This window comes from Kitasatospora sp. NPDC087315 (genome assembly GCF_044744345.1).
Classification (GTDB): domain Bacteria; phylum Actinomycetota; class Actinomycetes; order Streptomycetales; family Streptomycetaceae; genus Kitasatospora.
On the sequence record NZ_JBIUYD010000016.1, the window covers coordinates 43,740 to 63,662 of the forward strand.

At 72.1% G+C, this 19,923-nt stretch carries 17 protein-coding genes and 1 pseudogene; 8 read left to right on the forward strand and 10 right to left on the reverse strand.

The features are described from left to right. Positions 1–14 precede the first annotated feature (14 nt). Both ACIO5D_RS23005 and ACIO5D_RS23010 read left to right on the forward strand, forming a co-directional pair. Positions 15–563 carry a hypothetical protein gene (locus ACIO5D_RS23005; RefSeq protein ID WP_400797395.1) on the forward strand — a complete coding sequence of 183 codons (549 nt, stop codon included), beginning with the start codon at positions 15–17 and terminating at the stop codon, positions 561–563. Between the two features lie 401 nt (positions 564–964). Next, positions 965–2,491, forward strand: coding sequence for a S8 family serine peptidase (locus ACIO5D_RS23010; protein WP_400659429.1), 1,527 nt, complete (start codon positions 965–967; stop codon positions 2,489–2,491). Between the two features lie 208 nt (positions 2,492–2,699). Here the strand turns inward: ACIO5D_RS23010 and ACIO5D_RS23015 are convergent, their stop codons facing one another. Then, on the reverse strand, positions 2,700–2,930 hold the full coding sequence (locus ACIO5D_RS23015; protein ID WP_400797398.1) for a hypothetical protein: 231 nt from the start codon (positions 2,928–2,930) through the stop codon (positions 2,700–2,702). Next, entirely contained in the window at positions 2,930–3,841 is a 912-nt protein-coding gene (locus ACIO5D_RS23020) for a HEAT repeat domain-containing protein (RefSeq protein ID WP_400797400.1), read from the reverse strand. Before ACIO5D_RS23020 ends, ACIO5D_RS23015 begins: the two co-directional genes overlap by 1 nt. A 1,075-nt stretch (positions 3,842–4,916) precedes the next feature. Here ACIO5D_RS23020 and ACIO5D_RS23025 point away from each other — a divergent pair. Beyond that, entirely contained in the window at positions 4,917–5,300 is a 384-nt protein-coding gene (locus ACIO5D_RS23025; RefSeq protein WP_400763158.1) for a ribosomal protein L7/L12, read from the forward strand. 415 nt (positions 5,301–5,715) lie between these two features. Here ACIO5D_RS23025 and ACIO5D_RS23030 read toward each other — a convergent pair whose 3' ends face one another. The 3 genes from ACIO5D_RS23030 to ACIO5D_RS23040 form a co-directional block, all read right to left on the reverse strand. After that, the gene (locus ACIO5D_RS23030) at positions 5,716–6,153 is read right to left on the reverse strand and encodes an Imm1 family immunity protein (RefSeq protein ID WP_400797403.1); all 438 of its coding nucleotides are present in this window, start codon (positions 6,151–6,153) and stop codon (positions 5,716–5,718) included. Positions 6,154–6,422: 269 nt separating this feature from the next. Continuing rightward, on the reverse strand, positions 6,423–7,295 hold the full coding sequence (locus tag ACIO5D_RS23035) for a hypothetical protein (protein ID WP_400797406.1): 873 nt from the start codon (positions 7,293–7,295) through the stop codon (positions 6,423–6,425). Between the two features lie 270 nt (positions 7,296–7,565). Next, entirely contained in the window at positions 7,566–7,937 is a 372-nt protein-coding gene (locus ACIO5D_RS23040) for a hypothetical protein (RefSeq protein WP_400797408.1), read from the reverse strand. Positions 7,938–8,337: 400 nt separating this feature from the next. Between ACIO5D_RS23040 and ACIO5D_RS23045 the strand changes: the two are divergent. Both ACIO5D_RS23045 and ACIO5D_RS23050 read left to right on the forward strand, forming a co-directional pair. Then, positions 8,338–8,674, forward strand: a pseudogene (locus tag ACIO5D_RS23045) (thiamine pyrophosphate-binding protein); the annotation flags it as partial. Positions 8,675–8,827: 153 nt separating this feature from the next. After that, complete coding sequence (locus tag ACIO5D_RS23050) at positions 8,828–9,442, forward strand: TetR/AcrR family transcriptional regulator (RefSeq protein ID WP_400659417.1); 615 nt, start codon at positions 8,828–8,830, stop codon at positions 9,440–9,442. Positions 9,443–9,501: 59 nt separating this feature from the next. Here the strand turns inward: ACIO5D_RS23050 and ACIO5D_RS23055 are convergent, their stop codons facing one another. The 3 genes from ACIO5D_RS23055 to ACIO5D_RS23065 form a co-directional block, all read right to left on the reverse strand. Beyond that, a complete protein-coding gene (locus ACIO5D_RS23055; protein WP_363614851.1) occupies positions 9,502–9,735 on the reverse strand; it encodes a 4Fe-4S domain-containing protein in 234 nt (77 codons plus the stop codon). Beyond that, complete coding sequence (locus ACIO5D_RS23060) at positions 9,729–10,937, reverse strand: cytochrome P450 (protein ID WP_400797411.1); 1,209 nt, start codon at positions 10,935–10,937, stop codon at positions 9,729–9,731. Before ACIO5D_RS23060 ends, ACIO5D_RS23055 begins: the two co-directional genes overlap by 7 nt. A gap of 287 nt (positions 10,938–11,224) precedes the next feature. Further along, entirely contained in the window at positions 11,225–12,913 is a 1,689-nt protein-coding gene (locus tag ACIO5D_RS23065) for a hypothetical protein (protein ID WP_400797414.1), read from the reverse strand. A gap of 179 nt (positions 12,914–13,092) precedes the next feature. Between ACIO5D_RS23065 and ACIO5D_RS23070 the strand changes: the two genes are divergently transcribed. Together ACIO5D_RS23070 and ACIO5D_RS23075 are read left to right on the forward strand one after the other, a co-directional pair. After that, entirely contained in the window at positions 13,093–15,894 is a 2,802-nt protein-coding gene (locus ACIO5D_RS23070; protein WP_400797417.1) for a BTAD domain-containing putative transcriptional regulator, read from the forward strand. Positions 15,895–16,039: 145 nt separating this feature from the next. Next, positions 16,040–17,518, forward strand: coding sequence for a purine-cytosine permease family protein (locus ACIO5D_RS23075; protein ID WP_400763146.1), 1,479 nt, complete (start codon positions 16,040–16,042; stop codon positions 17,516–17,518). On the opposite strand, the gene ACIO5D_RS23080 is transcribed toward ACIO5D_RS23075, so the two are convergent. Beyond that, a complete protein-coding gene (locus tag ACIO5D_RS23080) occupies positions 17,508–17,780 on the reverse strand; it encodes a hypothetical protein (RefSeq protein WP_400652362.1) in 273 nt (90 codons plus the stop codon). The two genes, ACIO5D_RS23075 and ACIO5D_RS23080, sit on opposite strands and share 11 nt — an antisense overlap. A 161-nt stretch (positions 17,781–17,941) precedes the next feature. Then, positions 17,942–18,886 (reverse strand): class I SAM-dependent methyltransferase, encoded by a 945-nt coding sequence (locus ACIO5D_RS23085; protein ID WP_400797600.1) that lies wholly within the window; start codon positions 18,884–18,886, stop codon positions 17,942–17,944. Positions 18,887–18,914: 28 nt separating this feature from the next. Here ACIO5D_RS23085 and ACIO5D_RS23090 point away from each other — a divergent pair, with 28 nt between their 5' ends. Beyond that, positions 18,915–19,832, forward strand: a complete 918-nt coding sequence (locus ACIO5D_RS23090) for an AMP-binding protein (protein ID WP_400797603.1) — start codon at positions 18,915–18,917, stop codon at positions 19,830–19,832. Positions 19,833–19,923: the final 91 nt, after the last annotated feature.

The following is a 19,923-nucleotide window of genomic DNA, read 5'->3' on the forward strand; positions in this document are numbered from 1 at the left end:
GTGGAGCCTTCCGGGTGCTGGCCGGCCGCGGGCTGGCGGCGGCGCGAGGGTGGTCAGGGTCGTTCGCCTGTGGCCGAACGTCCGAACAGCAGGTCGTAGCCGGGCGGCAGCTGGGGCAGGACGCGCTCGGTGAGGTCGTCGAGCCGCCCGACCAGGCCGTACCCCGCTGGAACGGTCTATGGACGCTCCCGCTCCCGGAGGACCTCGACGCACTGCGCCGCACCACGGCCGCCAGAAAGGCCGTAGCCGAAGAACCCTCCCCGCCGCCCGCCACGGAAGGGCGCACCACGGCACTGACCGGCCACCCCGAGCGCTGCGGGTCGCCCGGGGAGCGGACGTGCATCTGTGCCCCCGGCGACGCCACCGGCAAGACCGTCGGAGCCGCGGTCGAGTACGCGGTCCTCCCCTCCCACCACGGGCGCATCGCCGCCACCGTGCCGCTGCGCGGCGGCCGCCCCGGCGACGTCCTGTACGAAATCGACTGGCACAGCCCCCCACCCCCGAACCAGCGGCACAACCGGTACACCGCCATCGAACAACGCCTCACCCGGCAACAGCCCTGAACAGACCTGGCCGCCCGGCCGGTGGCAGGGGCTCCGGTCACAACCGGCCGCGACGCACCACGGGCCTGGCGGGCCGGGCCTGCTCGCCGCGCAGCGCGAGGGCCGCGGCGCGGGTGCGGTCCACGTACTGCGACGACCCGTGGTCCTGACCATGGCCCAGTCACCAGCCGAGCCTTGCCTGGCGGTTCCTCAGCGGCAAAGGGTCCGCACTGCTCCGACAGGTCCAGGCTTCGGCCGCAGTGCCACCCTCACCTTCGCCGCAGGTCTGGTCAAGTCATTGCGAGTCATTGCTGGTTGACGAGGTGGCGGGATAGCTTCACCCCTGTACCACCCGTCATGCACCTGCCTGGCCGGCACTCTGCTGTCGGGCGGGTCCTGCACCCGGATGATGTGGAGACCACATGGCTCGACGACGTTCCTTACTCCGGCTCGGCCTGGTCGTACCGATCGTGCTGTCGCTGACCGCCTCGCTCGGATTCCTCCCCGCGTCGGCCTCGGCGACGCCCCGAATACCGTCCGCCGCGCGGGCCGAGGACGCGCACACCCTGGCGTACGTCGTCAACACCAAGACCGACCGTCGCACGATCGCAGAGGTGCAGCGGGCCATCACCGCGGCCGGCGGCACCATCGTCGTCACGTACGACGGGATCGGCGTCATCGTCGTCCACTCGGCGAACCCCGACTTCGGCAGGCGGCTGCGCGCGGTGCGCGGCGTGGAGTCGGCAGGTACCACGCGGACCGCGCCGCTCAGCGCGGCGGGGACGACCGACGAGGGTGCGGTGCGGTACCTCTCCGAGGCCGAGGCCGCGAGGATCGGGAAAGCGTCCGGCGACGGCGCCGAACCCCTCGAAGCCGAGCAGTGGGACCTGCGGGCGATCGGCGCGGACAAGGCCGCGAGGATCAACCCGGGCAGCAGGGACGTCACGGTCGCCGTGATAGACACCGGCGTCGACGACACCCACCCGGACCTCGCTGCGAACTTCTCCCCGTCGCAGTCCGCGAACTGCGTCAGCGGCAAGGCCGATACCACGTACGGCTCCTGGCGGCCGGTGGACGCGATCCACTTCCACGGCACGCACGTGGCGGGCACGATAGCCGCGGCCCGCAACGGCATCGGCGTCGCGGGCGTGGCACCCGGTGTGAGGGTCTCCGGCATCACGGTCTCCCAGCCCACCCCGCGCCAGCTGATCTACGCCGAAAGCGTCGTCTGCGCCTTCGTGTTCGCCGCCGACCACGGTGTGCAGATCACCAACAACAGCTACTACGTGGACCCGTGGCAGTACAACTGCCTGGACGACCCCGACCAGGAGGCCATCGTCGAGGCGGTCAACCGCGCCCAGCTCTACGCGCAGCGCAAGGGCATCCTCAATGTCGCCGGGGCCGGCAACTCCGACCACGACCTGGCCTCCAAGGCCTTCACCGACGGTGTCAGCCCCAACGACTCCACCCCGGCGAACCGGACGGTCGACCCGCACAGGTGCTGGGAGCTGCCCGCACAACTGCCGGGCGTCGTCACGGTCAGCGCGACCGGCGCCAGGAGCGCGAAGTCGTACTACTCCAGCTACGGCCTCGGCGTGATCGACGTCGCGGCGCCGGGCGGCGACCAGTACCAGGCCTCGGACACACCGTCCGGGGAAGGCGGCATCCTGTCGACGCTGCCGAACAACCAGTACGGCTACCTCCAGGGCACGTCCATGGCCACTCCCCACGCCTCCGGTGTGGCCGCGCTCCTGAAGTCCGCCCACCCGGACGCGACCCCGGCCCAGTTGCAGGCACTGCTCAAGGCCCAGGCGGACAACCCGGGGTGCCCGGCCGACCCGCACGGCGGGAACGGCGACGGCATCGTGGACGCCGCCTGTGCGGGCGGCAAGCGCATCAACGGCTTCTACGGCTTCGGCATCGTCGACGCGCTGCGCGCGGTCAAGTAGTCGGCACCGCACAGGTCCCGCTGCCGTAGTCGTCCCCGCGACTACCCTGTTCCGCGCCTGAACGCGGACGCCCCCGGCCGTTCCGGCCGGGGGCGTCCGCGTTCTTCGGGCCCGTTGGGTCAACGGGCGTACAGGTAGCGGTCCACCGGGCACAGCAGGCGCCGGTCACCACCGGGCCCGGGCCTGCCGTGGGGCTTCACCACGGGGCCTACTTCGATGTGGGGAGGGCCTCTTCCTCCTCCGCGTCCGCGGCCCCGTCCGCCGCCGGACCTCCGCGCAGCCCGGGCGCCAGCAGCAGGGTCGCCACCATGTCTGTGGCCGGCGAGGTCAGCTCGGCCACCGAGCCGGCCACCACCGCGCCGACACCCTGCATGGTGAGCATCCCGGAGCTGTGCAGGCCCAGCGCCTGCCCGCTCAGCTCGTTCGGTGTCAGCGCCATCAGCCGGTCCTGCAGCAGCAGCCCCGCCCCGTACCCGAAGGTGGCTGCCGTGACCCAGGACCAAGGCGATGGGCAGTCCCGGGTCGAACACGAAGAGCGGGTACGGTGCGGCGTGCCGCCTCCCGGGCCAGGGCCCGGATCAGTGCGGACGGGTCGTCGAGGTACGGCACCACGTTCTGCGGGGATCCGGTGCGCATCAGCCCTGTGAGGGCGGTGATCCGTACCTCGGCGTGGCGGCTGCGGGCCAGGCGGCGCAGCGGCTCGACCTGGTCGGTCCACACCGCCTGCCGGGCGGCGGCCTCGGCGGCCCGGGCCCTGACCTGCCGGCCGGGGTCGCTCTCGGCGAGGGCCACGAGGTCACGAAACCTGAGGCGGTGCGCGGTGGTGTCGAGGACGAAGCGACGCACCACCGGGTCGGGGGCCGTGAGAAGCCTTCCGGACAGGGCCGTGCCCGACTCGGCCAGCAGCGGCACGAGTAGTTGACCGTGGGCGAAGGCGCCGCGCTGGCGCCGGTTGATCAGCAGGGCCGTACGCACGGTCGCCGGGGCGGCCAGCAGGGGATTCTCGTGGAGCAGCACGGCCAGAGCCCCGCACGCCGGCTCCCGTACCCGGCGGACCCAGTCGCTGGTCCGCAGGACGAGAAACGGCATCATCTCGGGACGCGGCTGGTGCAGCATCCGCCGCACCACGCGCTCACGGATGCGGCCATCGGCGTGCGAGGCCGCCAGGACAAGGGCGACCGGGTCGGCCTCGGTGAGTGATGGAGCGGGGCGCGTCGAGTACCACGGCTCCCGTCGTATGAAGGCGTCCAGGCGCAGCAGCAGCGCCGGACGTCCCGTCAGCACGCGCAGCGCCTCAAGCGAGTCGTCAAGATCCCCGGCCGAGCCGACCGCCAGCAGTGCGGCGATCAACTCCTCGAACGCATCTCCGTCCCGAGACCGCGCCCCGGCAACCGCCAGCCGGACACGCTCCAGGACATCCACGCCCGGGAAGGCCGCGAGGCAGGCTGCTGACGACGGAAAAAGAAGTTCACCGCGTCATCCTGCCGGAGCCGATCAACCTGCCGCTTCCCGTATACGACGCCCACAAGATCCCTGTCCCGGGCCTCACCACTGCCGGCCGGACCCCGGCAGCCGCGATAACGATCGGCGTCCGTGGTTCACCGCACCTCGGCGTGATGCTTCACCACCACATCAGCGCGGCCCTTCACCACTGCCCGCTCACAACACGTCCCTGAACAGCAGGAACCACCACCCGACCCCGGGTGACCAGCAACGCCGAACCCACTGAAAGCATCACGCCAATCATCACCAGGAGCTCACCGGGCCACCCCGCCCGGACGCCACCGGCACCCCCGCTGCCGGGCAGTACCGGCCCGGTGAGGCGTTCCGGGGCCCCGGCCCCGGAGGAACTCACCCAGCCCCGCCGGCACTCCACCGACGGACTCCGGGACAACCCAGTGCGGCCACCCTCCGGCCCTCCCTGGCCGTACACAAGCCCCACCGTCCCCACATCCCACCCCTCGGGACCCGCACTCCGGAACCGACCCTCGCACCACCTCCTCGGGGCGCAGCGGCGGCTCCCGAGCGGCCCGGCCGTGCAGGGATGCGGGAGGTGTCGCGAACCCGGGCGTCCGGCCGTACGAAGATGCAAGAGCTGTCAGGGACTTCACCCCCGGGCCACGGCACAGCGCGGGGAGCAGACACAACCCGGCCAAGGGCAGGGGGCAGGGGCCGGGTCGGGGCGCAGCAGGCACCGCCACCCGGTCTTCAAGCGGACGGCCTGGCGACCGCGGGTGGGTGTGCCGGCCCGGTGGCCGCACCCAGCGGGCGGCCGGGGTGCCGGGCAGGTGCGCGGTGCGGGCCTGCGGCACCGGCCCGGGTGGCGGGGGCAGGACGGAGGCCCCGATATCCCCTTGGAGCCACTGCCCTGCCGACTGTTGACCGGGCATGCGGCACGACACCGACCGACCCGAAGGAGAGACCTGTGGAGGATCCGCAGTTCACGGTCCTGCTGACCGACCCCTCGCCCGGCGGGCCTGCGGCCCTCAAGGCGGTCCGCGCCGTCACGGGTCTGAGCCTGTGGCACAGCAGACAGCTCCTGAACGGCGCACCCGTCACCGCGCGGGAAGCCATCCCCTTCGCCACCGCCGCCGAAGCGGCTGGACGACTGCGCCGGGCCGGTGTGCCGGCCGCCATCCGATGCGACTGGTGCCGGCGCACCCTGCCCGACGACGGCACCCCCGTCGGCCCCGGCCCGTGCACCTCCCGGGCATGGCCCACCGCCCACTGCCAGGCCAACTCCCTCACCACCTGCGACTGCGAGTGGTGCACCGCCTACGGCCCCCTGCCGGGCCACACCACCCCCTGAACCCATACCGCCACCCCGGGCGCAGGGGGACAGCCGCCTCGAGCACCAAGCCACGGCAGGTCAACGAGCGCAGCGGAGCGGCGGGTAGCGAGGAACTGGGGGACCTGGCGGCCCGGCCCGCAGTGAAATGCGGGGCCGGGCCCGCGGCCTCGGCCGAGGGTGGCCCGGGGTGGGACGCAGACAGGGTGTGGCGGGTCAGGGACCGGGCGGCCTGCGGCCGCACCAGTGGATGGCCGGGACCGGGGCCTGACGGCCCGACCGGTAGCAGGTGCACGGGCCGGGCCTGCGGCACCGGCCGAGGGCGGCAGGCACAGAGCTGGACCGACGGGCGGGAGAAGTTCCACGGCCAAACCGCCCCCCGCAAGCCGCCCGGACGGAAACGGGGGCAGCGGGGCGGGTGCTGGGTTGCTTCCGGCTAATCGTCAGGATACTGGTTTTTCCAGGAAACACAGGTCGGGCGCTGCCCTCCCGATGCCAGGAATTCCTTCACTGCCGCCCGGGCGAGGTCGATGGAAATCTCCGTCTGGTCGGGAAATTTGGTCCAGTGTCCGGCAAGGTAGTACTCGGGGGCATTCCTTGACTCCGGCGGACCCGCCGTCACGAAGTTCCCGCTGCGGTCGATGAAGAGCAGAACCCCAACCTGAAGCTCCTTGTCCACCCCGACCTGGAAATCGTGATCCGGAACGAGCCGCCCGACCAGGCCGCACCACCCCGTTGGCGCGGCCGATGGCCGATCCGCCTCCCGGAGAGCCCCGACGTGCTGCGCCGCGCCACCGCCGCCAGGGAAGCCGCGGACGAAGAACCCTCCCCGCCGAGGACCACGGAAGGGCGCACCGTGGCACTGACCTTCCACCCCAAGCCCTGCCAGTGGCCCGGCGAGCGGACGTGCATCTGCGGCCCCGGCGACGCCACCGGCAAGACCGTCGGGGCCGCGGTGGAGGACACCCCCGTACCACGGCTACGGCCTCTGGAGGGGAGGCGACGGGATTCTCCGCATCGAGCCCCAAGAGCTCGCGGCCCCCGGACCTGCCCGCGGAAGACTGCACCGTGCAGTTCCTGGCGGTCGGCCCGGCCGGCCCGAAGAAAGGCGCCACCCCCGGAGTTCCGGCCTTGCTTGGCCTTTCAGCCGGACAGCCTCGTCAGGACGGCGTCGGGCACCCTTTCGGCGTGGCTGCGGAACACCAGGCTGAACACCGCGAGCGCGCCCAGCATCAGGACCAGGCTGGACAGGCCGAACCGCTCTCCCGCCCAGACCGCGGCCGTGACGACCGCCACCCCGGCCCCGGTGCGCAGCGAGGCCCACAGCAGGGTGTGGTCCTTGGCGGGTTCCAGGCCTTCGAGCTGCTCGGCGGGCAGGAGGGCCGCGTAGTGGCCTCTGGTGTGGTTGGTGCTGATGGTCAGCAGTGTTTCGAGCAGGTCGTTGCGGTGCTGGGTGTCGAGGCGGAGTTCGGCTTGGCGCAGGGCGGCGACGACGAGTCGGCGGTGGGTACGGATCTGGTGGCGTCGCGGCCGGCCGACGCCTCTTTCCCGGGCGAGGAGGGCTCGTTCCAGGTCGCGGAGGCGGGAGCTGACCTTTCGGGTCGCCGCGCGGCGTCTGCGGTTCGGGCTGGCTGCGCGGGGGCCGAGGGCGGCGGCGGCGAGGACGGCACGTGCGGGAACCGACCACGTGCCGCCCAGCCGGCGCAGGCCGGTCCCGAAGACCGACCACCGGGCCTTTGTCATGAGCACGGCGGCCACGGCGAGACCGGAGAGTACCGCCTGGAGCCAAAGGGGCGCCACGAGCCGGGTTTTCATTGTCACGACGCTGACTGCCGTGGAGTACAGGCCGAGCAGGGCGTTGTAGAGGTCCCTGCCGACGGCTTCGAAGGCTTTGGTGCGGCCGATGACCCGGGCGGTGATCCGTATGTTCGCAGCGGCCCGGGCCGGCAGGCCGGCGGCCCGGGCCGCGCGGGCGAGATCGAACAGCAACAGCTGGGCCCTGACCTCCCCGCCCACTCGGGCCAACTCCGCCCGGCGTCGGTACCAACCCGCCATGTGCGCCCCCTCCCCGGGATCCGTACACGACAGCGTTCCAGGTTCCGTTCGAGGGCGACAGGCCGCGTATCGGGGCCGGGGTTGTGCCACGTTCCCCGGCAGGGCCATCCCCTTGTCCGGTGAGCCGACGGCGGTCCCTCTCGGCGCGCCAACGCGGCGCCGGACAGTTCCTGTCGCGTGAAGCCGCTCGGCAAAAGCCTTCGGGACCGCCGATGTCGGCCGCCCTGCGGCTCACACCTGCGCGAGGTACGCCTTCATGACGGTGAACGCGGCCAGGTGCCCGATGCCCGCCCTGGCGAGCAGGCCGGCGACGGCGGCGACGTCCAGGGCGTGCTCGGAGTACGCGGTCGACGGGCCCTCCTTCGCCGGGCGCAGCGCGGCGAGCTTGGTACCGGCCGGGAGGAGGATGGCGGCTTCGCGGCGTCCGGCCGTGGTCAGGCACCAGAGCTTGCGGCCGTCGGACAGGCGCAGTTCCTCGCGGACCCGGCCGACCGTCTTCAGGTCGGCCGGGGCGTCGCGGATGGACTTGTCGCTGCGCTGGTGGGGCGGGACCAGCGGCCACAGTTCGCGGGCGGTGGCTCGCTGGAACAGGGCGAGCGCCATGAGGACGGCGCCCCGGACCGGTGCTGTCGATCCCCGCTTCCACCGTCCTCCTCCGCTGTCTTCGACAGCGGAGGAGGCAGCAGGGTTGTCGCCACGGCCCGAAACCCTTGTCCGGGGCACCTGACCAGCGGAAATGCGACCCTGCGGGGTTGGGGGCGTGGAGGTGGGGGCGGAGGTGCCGGCGGGGATGGTGGCGGGGATGGTGGCGGGCTGATTGTCCCGGCCGGGCGAGGCCTGCGCCGACCGGTCCGGAACGTGGCCGGTGCCCTGGCCGCCGTCGTCGGGATCGGGTTGGGCGAGCGCGGTGGCGGTCATCGAGTTGGCCTTCCGTCAACGGTCGGCCGGGGCCGGCACGGTGGCCGGCCCCGGCACCCGGGCGCTCACCCGGGCGCCGCCGACACTGCACGAACTCGTCGACCAGCAGGCCAGCTTCCGCGACGTGGCGAAGTCCGTACACACCGCACGCACCCCCGCGCAGATCCCCTCCGCGCTGGCCGCCGCCTGGGAATCGGCACTGAGCGCGCCGTACGGGCCGGTGTGGGTGGAGATCCCGCAGGACGTCCGGCTCGCGCCGGTGACCGTAACCCCGGCCGCCGGCCCCCCGCCCGGAGCTGATCGCCGAGGCGGCGGTGCTGCCGGCCGAGGCCGAGCGCCCGGTGATCCTGGCCGGAGGCGGCGTGGTCCGCGCCGGAGCCAGCGGCGAACTGCTCCGGCTGGCCGAGCTGTTGCGGGCCCCAACGTGCTGTCCTGCCCGCCGTGCTGCGGATGTTCGCGCCCACCCACCTGGACGTCTGAGCCACGGAGGGGGTGCGGCGGCCAGGCCGCCGGGGGCAAGTCCGTCTCCCCGGCCGTCCGGCGCCGTTCCGCCGGCCCTTGGATAGGCTGCCCGGATGGCCCTCGACTCCCCCCGGCTGCTGCGCGCCGACGCCGCCCGCAACGCGGAAAAGATCATCCGGGCTGCCCGGGAGGTCTTCACCGAACAAGGCCCCGACGCCCACCTCGACGAGGTGGCACGCCGGGCCGGCGTCGGCGCCGCCACGCTCTTTCGCCGCTTCCCCGACAAGGCCGCGCTCCTGCGGGCCGTACTGGACGAGCGCTTCGGCGGGCACGTCCGTCCCGTCATCCAGGCTGCCGCCCACGCCCCCGACCCCGCGTCCGGACTGGCCAGCGTGCTGGAAGCGGCGCTGGAATCGGTGGCCGGCGACTACAACGTGCTGGCCGCCGCCCGCGCCGCCGGCGTCCTGACCCCGGCGACCGGACAGGAGTTCTTCGCCGCCCTCGACGCTCTCCTGGCGCGCGGTCAGCACGCGGGCGTGATCCGCGCCGACCTGGTACCCGACGACCTGCACCGCATCGTCGTCATGCTGGTCTCGGTGCTGTGGACGATGGAGCCCCGCGAGGACGGCTGGCGCCGGTACCTGGCCCTGGTCCTCGATGGCCTCACCCCCGCCGGGGCCAGCCCGCTGCCCTGTCCCGCCCCCGCGCTGCGCACCCGCACCCCCTGACGCCGAGGTGGGTGCCGGCCGCCCCGCCGGGCCGCCGGCACCACCGGCACCACCAGCCGCTAGGGCGCCGGATACAGCCGGATCGCCGAGGCCGGGCACATGGCGGCCGCCTGGCGGGCCTGTTCCGCCGCCCGTCCGCCGGGCTCGGCGGCGAGCACGACGACCTGCCCGGCCTCGTCCTGGTCGAACACCAGCGGCGCGGTCACCGCGCACTGCCCCGACGACACGCACCGCGAGGTGTCCGCCTCCACCCGCGCGACAGACCACTCGCGCGGTTGCTCCCCGTTCACCACAGGACCGGGACCTCGCCGAGGCCGCCCGCGAGCCGTTCGGAGTGGTCGCGCAGGCTGCGCGCGTCCACCGCCAGCCGCAGGCCGGGGAAGCGCCGGAACAGCGCGGTCAGCGCGACCTGCATCTCGGTGCGTGCCAGCACGTTGCCGATGCAGTAGTGACCGCCGTGCCCGAAGGCCAGGTGCGCGTTGGGGGAACGCGACGGGTCGAAGGTGTCAGGCCCCTCGAACGCCCGCCCGTCCCGGTTCGCGGCGTTGATCGCCACCAGCACCGCCTCGCCCCGCGCGATCGCGGTCCCCGCGACGGTGACGTCCTCGCGGGCGTAGCGGGTCAGGCCCAGCCCACCGGGCGCGGACATCCGCAGGACCTCCTCCACGGTGGCGCGGGCCAGCACCTCCGGGTCGGCGACGAAGCGGTCCCGCCGGCCGGTGTCGCTCAGCAGGAACAGGACCCCCAGGTCGATCCGGGCCGACGTCGTTTCGTGGCCCGCGAACAGCAGCCCCACCGCCAGCCGGGTCATCTCCCCCTCGGTGAACGAGGGGTCCTCCGCCTGCACGGCCAGGATGTCGCTGATCACGTCCTGCCCCGGCTTCTTGCGCTTCTCCTCGGCGATGGCGGCCACGTACGCCTCGAACTCGGCCATGGCCGCGGCCCCGTCGGCCCCGTCGTACAGCGCGCCGATCCGCTCCGACCAGCCGCGCAGCAGGTCCCGGTCCGCGACCGGCACACCCAGCAGCTCGCAGATCACCATCACCGGCAACGGGAACGACAGGTGGTCATGCAGGTTGACGGCACGTTCCGGATCCCGCGAACGCTCCTCGTCCATCGTCTCCAGGCAGGATGCGGCGAGCTCCCCGATCCTCCCGCCCAGCCGGCGCATCCGCGGCGCGCTGAACGCGGGCGTCAGCATCCGCCGCATCCGCGTGTGCTCGCGGTCCTCTTCCTCGGGTGTGGGGGCGGGGCGCGTGTGCAGCGCCGACTCCGAGATCCTCGGCGCGTCCTCGGAATCGGGGCGCAGCCGGGAGAACCGGGTGTCGCCCAGGACCACCCGGGCCTCCTCGTAACGGGTCACCAGCCAAGCCGGGTCACCGGCGGGTGTGGTCACCCGCGTGATCGGACCTTCCTCGCGCAGACGCGCGAGCAGCGGCGCCAATTCCAGGGCGTTGGGGCGCTCGAAGGGTAACTGCGGTGCGGGTGCGGTCATGGTCTCTCCTCGCCGGCCAAAGGCCACAAGAGCAGTGAACGCTTGGCGGAACCGCCCTCTCCTGCACGTCCAGGCCCGGGACGGACGAACGGCATCCCTGGCCAACAAGTGAGAGTCAGCTCTCTCTTCTCTCTGGAGCGTAACACCGCCGGCACGCACAGTCAGCCACCGGGCGCCGTCGGCCTGCGGTGACAACCCGCCGCGCCGCCGCCCTCTGCAGCCGGCCGGCCGGACGCCGTGCCCGGACCGCGGCCCGGGCGGTGGGGTCGACCGGTGGTCGCCCGAGGTCAGCCGGTCTTGGCCCGGACGCCGTCGATGGTGTACCAGGGGCTCATGGGCTTGCCGTCGGCGGTGTAGGAGTGGGAGACCTTTCCGTCGGCGCTGCCGATGGCGAAGACCTCGGCGGAGCGGGCGTCGGGCTCGTAGAGGGCCGACGGGGTGCCGGTGAACGCCCACTTGGTGTTGAGGGACTCCCAGCCCTGGTAGGCGCCGGCGTTGAGGTTGTAGGTGTGGTTCAGCACGCCGTCCTTGCCGATGCCGAAGACCTCCATGGCGTTGGTCGTCGCGTTGTACACGGCCGCCGGGCTGCCGCCGAACCGGAAGCCTTCGTCGAGGGTCTCCCAGCCGTGCCAGGCGGAGCCGTTGAACAGGTAGTTGTGGGACATGACCCCGTCGCCGCCGACGGCGTACACCTCGGTCACCTTGTTCACCGGGTTGTAGGCCACGGCCGGGTTGGAGGCGAATGTGAAGCCGGTGAAGTTGGTGCTGTCCCAGCCCTGGAAGTGGCCGCCTGCGGTGGACCAGTTGTGGACGACGGTGCCGTCGGTGCCGGTGGCGAACACCTCGGCGGTCTTCGTGTCGGGGTTGTAGAGGGCGGCCGGCGTTCCGACGGCGAACTTCTTGTTGCTGTCGAGGGATTCCCAGCCGTCGTAGGCGCCGGCGTTGAGGTTGTAGGTGTGGTTCAGCACGCCGTTCTTGCCGATGCCGAAGAGCTCGATGGCGTTGGTCGTCGCGTTGTACACGGCCGCCGGGCTGCCGCCGAACCTGAACCCGTCGCCGATGGTCCGGAAGCTGCTCCACTGCGCGCCGCCGTTGAACAGGTAGGAGTGCGAGATGATCCCCTCGGCGGCGCCGGTGGCGAACACCTCGGCCACCTTGCTGACCGGGTTGTAGACCGCCGCCGGACTGCCCGTGAAGACGAACGAGTCGTCGATGGCGAGCCAGGCCGACCAGGCGGCGCGATCGGTGCTGTAGGAGTGGCGCATGTGGCCGTCGGTGTCGATGGCGAACGCCTCGGCGGTCTTCGTGTCCGGGTTGTAGACGGTCGCCACCTTCCCCGACACCAGTGACGACGCGGGCACCTGCGGGTCCGGCGGCGGGGTGGTGTCGTCGACGATGCTGTTGTTGCGGACCGGGGCGTAACCGTTGCCCTTGATGTATTCGGGGAAGTACGGGTACGGGATGGTGCGGTGGTGGACACCGCTCCCGCTGAACTCGTAGCCCAGGTAGGACGTGTGCGCGGCGTTGGCCCAGCGGTCGAACAGGACGATGTGGCCGTCCTTGCCCGCGGCGTCGTTCAGCAGCGCGTCGCCCGGCCGGAGGTCCTCCTTGCCGATCCTCGACGCGACTCCGCTCGGGATGAAACTGGTGGTGTCCAGGCCGGGGGTGCCCAGCTTCCAGGCCATCGAGGCGTAGCCGGAGCAGTCCTGACGGTACCCGTCGTGGTAGGCGGACCAGCTGTAGTCCAGGCCGAGTGACACCCAGGACTTGGCCCGGGACAGGACCTCGGAGCGGCTGATCCGGGGTCCGGCCGCCAGGGCCGTCGACAGGGCGCGGGCCTCGCCCTGCCCCGGTGAGGCGTACTCGACTCCCGGGCCCGGGTCGGCGTTCGCCGGGGCGGTTCCCAGGGCGAGCCCGGCGAGACCGGCGGTGAGCAGGAGGGACGCCGCGCGGAGGGCTGGGCTGGTGGTGCGCATGTGTGGTCTCCAGGGAGTTCGCACGTCACCGGAGCGAGGAGGAGCGAGCCACCGCGGTCCGTTCACCCCCGACCGGACGGATGTGCTGATCGTTACTCCGCCCGCTCACAGCCATCTAATATGTCGATAACAGCGATCCATGATCGATGTGACCGTCCGTCATTACCGGGGGTGCTGGCATGGGAATCCGGTTCGGGCTGCTCGGGCCGTTGCAGGTGGAACACGACGGACAGCCGCTGCGAATCACCGGCCCGAAGGTGCCCACGCTCCTGGCCCTGCTCCTCTGCTCACCCGACAAAGCCGTCCGGGTCGACTCCCTGGTGGACCTGCTGTGGGACGGGAATCCGCCCCGTACGGCGGTCGCGTCCCTCCACAACCACGTCAACCGGCTGCGAACGGCACTCGGTTCGTACGGCACCCGGTTGCGATCGGCACGCCAGGGCTACCTGCTGTCCGTGGAGCAGGACGAACTGGACCTCATCACCTTCACCACCGCGGCCGACCGGGTGCGCGAGGCGCACGAGCGTCAGGACTGGCCGGCCGTCACGGCGGAAGCGCGGAGGGCCCTCGCGCCGTGGCGGGGCGAGCCGTTCGGCGACGTACCGGCGCTCATCTGCTCCCCCCGGGCCACTCAGCTGCGCGAGACCCGCCTCGCCCTGCTGGAGCGGACCTTCACCGCGGGATTGCGCACCGGCCGGCACCGGGACCTGGTCGCGGAGCTGACCGCACTGACCACCGAACACCCGCTCCACGAGGCGTTCCACGCCCAGCTCATGCTGGCGCTGCACGGCTGCGGTCGCACCGCGGAGGCGTTCGAGGTCCACCGGGTGCTGCGGGCGGCACTCGCCGAGGAGCTCGGCGTCAGCCCGGGCAGCCTGGTGCGGGAGGCCCATCGGGAACTCCTGGCCACGGACTCCTCACCGCACGCTCCCGGAACGGCCGTGCGCGCCCCGCACCAACTGCCCCGTACCGCCTCCGTCCTCATCGGACGCGAACGCGAGCTCGGCCAGGTGACCGCCGCGCTCCGCGCGCCGCCGGAGGGCACCCCGGCGGACCTCGCCGGAACCGTTCCGGTGGTGGTGGTCTACGGCATGGGCGGCCTGGGGAAGACCACCCTGGCCGTGCACGCGGCCCACCTCCTGCGGGAGGCCTACCCGGACGGACAGCTGTACGTCAACCTCAACGGCTACGGCACCGGCCCCGAGCGCGAACTGAACGACGTCCTGGCACGGTTCCTCACCGACCTGGGCGTCAGCGGGAGCTGCCTGCCCGACCACCTCGACGACCGGGCCGCCCTGTACCGCGACCACCTGGCCCGGCGCCGCGTCCTCGTGCTGCTGGACAACGCGCACGACCTCACCCGCATCGCCCCGCTGATTCCCGGGGCGGGGCCGTCCGCCGTGATCGTGACCACCCGCCGGGCCCCGTCCGGTCAACTCGACGCCGTCCGCATCCCGTTGCGGCCGCTCGGCACGGAAGGCCGTGACCTGCTCGCCCTGGTGTGCGGCGAGCACCGGGTCGCGGCCGAGCCCGAGGCCGTCCGACGCATCCTGGCCGTGTGCGGCGGTCTGCCCCTGGCCATCCGCCTCGCCGGCGGCCGGATCGCCAACCGCCCGGGCTGGCCGCTGAGCGTGCTCGCCCACCGGTTGGAGGACGCACCGCAAACGCTGGAACTGCTGACCGCGGACGACACGTCGGTGCGGGCCGCGTTCGCCATGAGCTACCAGACGCTCCTGGAGAACGACGGTGCCGGGGAGGCGGGCTCCGCCCGGGCCTTCCGCCTGCTGGGAGTGTGGCCGGGCTTCCCGCTGTCCCTCGAAGCGGCCTCGGCCCTGCTGGACGAGCCGATCGACCGCACCCTCGACCTGCTGGACACCCTGGTCGACGCCCAGATGATCCAGTCACCCGCCCCGCACACCTACGTCCTCCACGATCTGGTCGCCGGCTACGCGGCGGAACTGGCGCGCACCCAGGAACCTTCGCAGAACCAAGCGGCCGCGCATGACCGCCTGCTGGCCTGGTACGCCCGCGCGGTCCACCACGCCGGCACGCTCAGCACCCCCTACTGGGGCGACACCGAACCGGTGGACGGGCTCGCCCCCTCCCCCGCGCCGCTGCCCCGACTCGCCTCTCCCACGGACGCCCTGGCCTGGCTGCGCCAGGAGATGCCGGCGATCCGGACAGCCGTCCGCCGGGCGGGCGCCTCCGGCCGCCCCGAACCGGCCTGGCAGATCGTCGGCCTGCTCACCGGCTACGGGACCAGCTACTGGTGGGAGGGCCACTGGGGCCCCCTCGTGACAAATGCGCTGGACCTCGCGCGGGCACACGGGGCACGGCGGGCCGAGGCCCGCCTGTACGTCGTCCTCGCGACGATCTCCGGCCACAACTGGGACCACGCCGGGTGCCTGGCGCACCTGAACACCGCGGAGGAGGTCTATGCCGAGGAGGACGTCAAGGAGGGCCTGGCCATGGTCCTGCTCGTCAGGGCGCTGACCTTCCTCAAGGAGGGTCGGCTCACCGAGGGCATCACGGCCGCCCACGAGTCCATCGCCCTCTTCCGGAGCGTCGACGGCGGGGACAACCCGGTGGCCCTGTGCACCCTGGCCAAGCTGCACCTGGCGACGGGGAACGCCGAGGAGGCCGAGCGGATCCTCCGCCGGTACACCGAGGTGTTCCGGCGCGAGCTGCCCTCCCTGGTACCCACGACACTGACCAGCCTGGGCGAATCCCTGGCCGCCCTCGGCCGGCGGCAGGACGCCCTGGCGACCCTGGCCGAGGCGCTGTCCATCGCCGAAGCACTCGGAGACCACAGCGCCGCCGCGGTGGCGCTGCAGGTGACCGCCACCGTGCACGCCCGCTCCGGACGGACCGACGCCGCGAGGGACTACTGGACCCGGGCCCTCGCCCTCGCCCGCCGGGCAGGCCTCGTGAAGGTGACCAGCTACAGCCTCGACGGGTTGGAGTCCCTGGCCGCGTCCTGACTTCGAGGTCAGCGAACCCACCGCCCCCCGCTGGAAGCGAAGTGGACAAAGTAGGATGACTCAACTCCCGCGCTACGCGCGAAGAGTTCCATGAATATTCCATTTGTCCGATTAATCTCCGCTTCACACGCACGGAGCCACCCTCATGGACAACCCGTCCGACGCCGACACCCGCGGCGCGATAGAGACACGCGGTATCGAACCCGTCCCCGACCACGAGCGCGGGGGCAGAGTCCGCGAGCTCTTCCCGACCTGGGTCGCGGCGAACATCAGCGTCCTGCTGCTCACCATGGGCGCCGCCCTGGTGGTGTTCAACCGGTTGAACTTCTGGCAGGTCCTGATCGTCGCGGCGTGTGCCGCGCTCGTCTCGTTCGGCATGGTCGGCGTGCTGTCGGTCTCCGGGAAGTGGGGCGGGGCACCGGGCGCGACCCTCTCGCGGGCCACCTTCGGGGTGCGCGGGAACCTCTTCCCCGGCGCGATCCTCTGGATCGCCCGGTTCGGCTGGGAGACGATCAACGCCGTCACCGGTGCCTACGCCGTACTGACGGTCCTCGACCTGCTCTTCGGCGTCAAGAGCAACACCGCGCTGATCGTGATCACGCTCTTCACCTTCGTCGCCTGCACCTTCCTGGTCTCCGGCATGGGCCGGAAGGCACTGAACGTCTGCAACACCTGGTCGACGTACCTCTTCGGCATCTTCAGCGTGCTGGTGCTGGGCTACCTGGTCGCGACCATGAACTGGAGCGAGGTCTTCGCCAAGCCCGCGGGTACCACCGCGATGATGATCGCCGGCATCGGGACCATCGCCGCCGGTGGCATCAGCTGGGTCCCCACCGGCCCGGACTTCGCCCGCTACCTGCCGCACGCCGCCTCCGGCAGGAAGATCGTCGGCGTGACGGTTTCCGGTGCCGGCCTGGTGATGGTCCCGATGGTGCTGATGGGTGCCGTGATGGCGGTGGCCTCGCCCGGCCTGGCGCAGGCCGCGGACCCGGTCTCCTTCCTCGGTGACCTGCTGCCGACCTGGCTGGCCGTGCCCTACCTGCTGACCGCGATCGTGGGCATGCTGCTGATCAACAGCCTCTCCATGTACTCGGCCGGCTTCACCGCGCAGACCATGGGCGTCAGGCTGCCGCGCGCCCTGGCCGTCAGCATCAACGCCGTGATCTCGCTGGTCGGCGGCCTGCTGCTGATGCTGGTCGCCAAGAGCTTCCTGGGCTCCTTCATCACCTTCCTGATCCTGCTCGCCGTCTCCTTCTCGGCCTGGATCGGCGTCTACGCGGTGGACATGTTCCGGCGCCGGTCGCGTGCGGTGCGCTACGACGCCGCCGCGCTGATGGACACCAGCAGGAACAGCCGGTACTGGTACGCGGGCGGCTTCTGCTGGCAGGCGATGACGTCCTGGGTGCTCGCGCTGCTGATCGGGCTCGCCTTCACCAAGTGCGACTGGTTCGCCGGCCCGCTCTCCGACACCCCCGTCGGCAGGTACGGGCTCGCCTGGGCGGCGACCGTCGTGATCTCCGGCGTGATCATGGCCGTGCTCCCCGCACCCCGGGAGAACACCTCCGCCACCGCCGAGCGGCCCGCCGGCCTCCAGGCGGAGCGGACCGAACGGGTCACCGCCTGACCGCACGACGCGAACCTCCGCACGCCCCCGGACCGCCCTCGGCGGTGAACGGCTTGCTGCCCGGTCGCCGGGGGCGCTTGCGGCCGGCCTCCAGGACCAGCGCGACCGGCAGCAGCCCCTCACGGCCGGTCTGCGGGTAGACGGTCGGCCACAGCCACAGGTCGTGGGTCCGGGCGCCCCGCCGGCGCAGCGAGGCCTCAGCAGCGGTGGCCGGCCCCGGCACCCGGGCGAGCGCCCGGGTGTCGCCGACACTGCACACCACCCCCTTGTCCGCCGTCTGACCGGCCCCCTTGTCCCACTCCTTGACCAGGCACCTTGTCCCGCCCGGAATACCCCGATCAGGGGCCTTGTCCTCCCGGTTTGTCCGTGACCGGGATCGCGCCACCGGTGTCGGCGCGGCCCGGCGGAAACCAGGCCGCTTCGTCAGCCGGTCCTCGCCTTCTTCGTGCGCTGCTTGGCCTGCTGGTTGGCGTACTGCTGGCGGGCGGCGTCGGCGGCGCACTGGGCGCGGTCGGCCTCGGTGCGCACGCGCTCGTTGCCGAGCGGGTGCCGCTCCCACTCGCGCAGGGCGTCGGCCTTGCGCTGGTGCCGTTCGATCACCTCCGGCAGGTCGCCCGGACCGGTGGTGACGATCCGCCGGAACTCAGCGCCGAGCGCGAGAAGCCGCCCGCGGAGATCGTCCGGGAGCTCGGCCGGAATCCTGAGCAGGCCGATGGTGCCGACGATCCGCAGCGTGCCATGCCGGGTCGAGACGATCTCCACCCGCTTCTCGACCACCTTCGTCTCCGGGCGCCGGTAGCCGGCGGTGAAGACGGGCAGCGGCTGGTCGAGCCGCGCACCGGTCAGGCCAGGCACGACGACAAGGCCCGTGTCCATGAGGTCGCACGTGATCTGAACGGTCTCCTTCACGCCGATCGGCCGACCCGTCGGGCCCGGAAGTCCGGCAAGCTGCCGTACGGTCGCCTGCTGCGCGGCGGCGGCCTGGCAGGCCAGCCAGGCGAGCATGCGCGCTTCGATCAACGGCAAGCGGCCGATGGCGGCCGCAGCCAGTGCTTCACGGGGAGGTGTCGCCGTGGGTTTGGTCTGGCGCGCCTCGTCATAGGCCCGGATAGTGATCATCAACAGTCCGTCGTCTCGGAGCACCCGTCTCATGCCGAGGAGTGCCGCCCGGAGATCTTGCCCGGAGAGCAAGTGCGGGAGTGAGTTGTCCGAGCAGAGCAGGACGTCGAAGACCTTGTCACCGAACGGCAGTCGGCGCATGTCGGCCGCAGCCGCTGGAGGCCTGCCGCCTCGGGCCGCCGCCTCGACGGCAGCGCGCGCGGCGGCGACTGGGCTCAGGTCGCTGCCGACGACCTGATGTCCGGCCAGCCGTCTGGGACCAGATCACCGGAAGCGGATCACCCGACTGTTCCTGCCCTATGTGGTGTTCCAGCAGCTGGCGGAGGTGGCCACGGCCCGCGAGCAGTGGCCCATGACACTGCGGGATGTCTTCGTGGCCGGAGAACAGCTACGGGTGACCCCGCAGCTGACCGCGCTGTTCACCCATGTCCCGGCGGTTCTGCACAACCACTACGGACCGACCGAGGCGCATGTCGTCACGGCTCTCACACTCACCGGCCCGGTCACCGGCTGGCCCGCGCTGCCGCCGGTGGGACGCCCCATCGACAACGTCCGGATCTATCTGCTGGACGCCCTGGGTACCCCGGTCCCCGCAGGGGTGCCCGGCGAAGTGCACGTCGCCGGCCCCTGCCTCGCCAAGGGCTATCTGAACCGGCCGGAGCTGACCGAGGCGAGCTTCGTGCATGACCCGTTCCACGGGGCGCCGGGCGAGCGCGCGTACCGCACCGGGGACCTTGCTCGCTTCCGGGCCGACGGGGAGATCGAGTACCTGGGCCGCATCGACCGGCAGGTCAAGGTGCGCGGCTTCCGGGTCGAACTCGGCGAGATCGAGAACCGGGTGATGGCCCACCCCTCCGTTCGCGAGGCCGTCGTGGACCTGCACGGCACCGACGGCGCCGAACAGCAGCTGATCGCCTGGGTGGTCCCGCAGCCGGGGGCCACGGTGGACGCCGGGACCCTGCGCCGGCACTGCCGGCGCACCTTGCCCGAGCACATGACCCCCCAGGTCTTCGTCCCACTCGACGCGCTGCCGCTCTCCAACGCCGGCAAGGTCGAACGCAAGCGGCTTCCCGAACCCGGCCCGTATCAAAGGCCCGAGGGTGCCTGCTACACCGAGCCGACGACCGACACCGAGAAGTCGGTCGCCAAGGCCTTCGGGGAGGTGCTCCAGGTCGAGCCGGTGCGTGCGCCGTAGAGGGTGATCTTCCGGGAGCTGACCGACCGGGTGCGGACCGTGACCATGGACGGATTCGCCCACGAGGAGATGCCGTTCGAACAGCTGGTGG

Excerpts from the sequence above, each read along its gene's own strand:
- ACIO5D_RS23010 (WP_400659429.1), top strand. The coding sequence starts at position 965 with ATGGCTCGACGACGTTCCTTACTCCGGCTCGGCCTGGTCGTACCGATC.
- ACIO5D_RS23015 (WP_400797398.1), bottom strand. The coding sequence starts at position 2,930 with ATGGCGCTGACACCGAACGAGCTGAGCGGGCAGGCGCTGGGCCTGCAC.
- ACIO5D_RS23040 (WP_400797408.1), bottom strand. The coding sequence starts at position 7,937 with ATGGCGCTCGCCCTGTTCCAGCGAGCCACCGCCCGCGAACTGTGGCCG.
- ACIO5D_RS23050 (WP_400659417.1), top strand. The coding sequence starts at position 8,828 with ATGGCCCTCGACTCCCCCCGGCTGCTGCGCGCCGACGCCGCCCGCAAC.
- ACIO5D_RS23060 (WP_400797411.1), bottom strand. The coding sequence starts at position 10,937 with ATGACCGCACCCGCACCGCAGTTACCCTTCGAGCGCCCCAACGCCCTG.
- ACIO5D_RS23065 (WP_400797414.1), bottom strand. The coding sequence starts at position 12,913 with ATGCGCACCACCAGCCCAGCCCTCCGCGCGGCGTCCCTCCTGCTCACC.
- ACIO5D_RS23070 (WP_400797417.1), top strand. The coding sequence starts at position 13,093 with ATGGGAATCCGGTTCGGGCTGCTCGGGCCGTTGCAGGTGGAACACGAC.
- ACIO5D_RS23075 (WP_400763146.1), top strand. The coding sequence starts at position 16,040 with ATGGACAACCCGTCCGACGCCGACACCCGCGGCGCGATAGAGACACGC.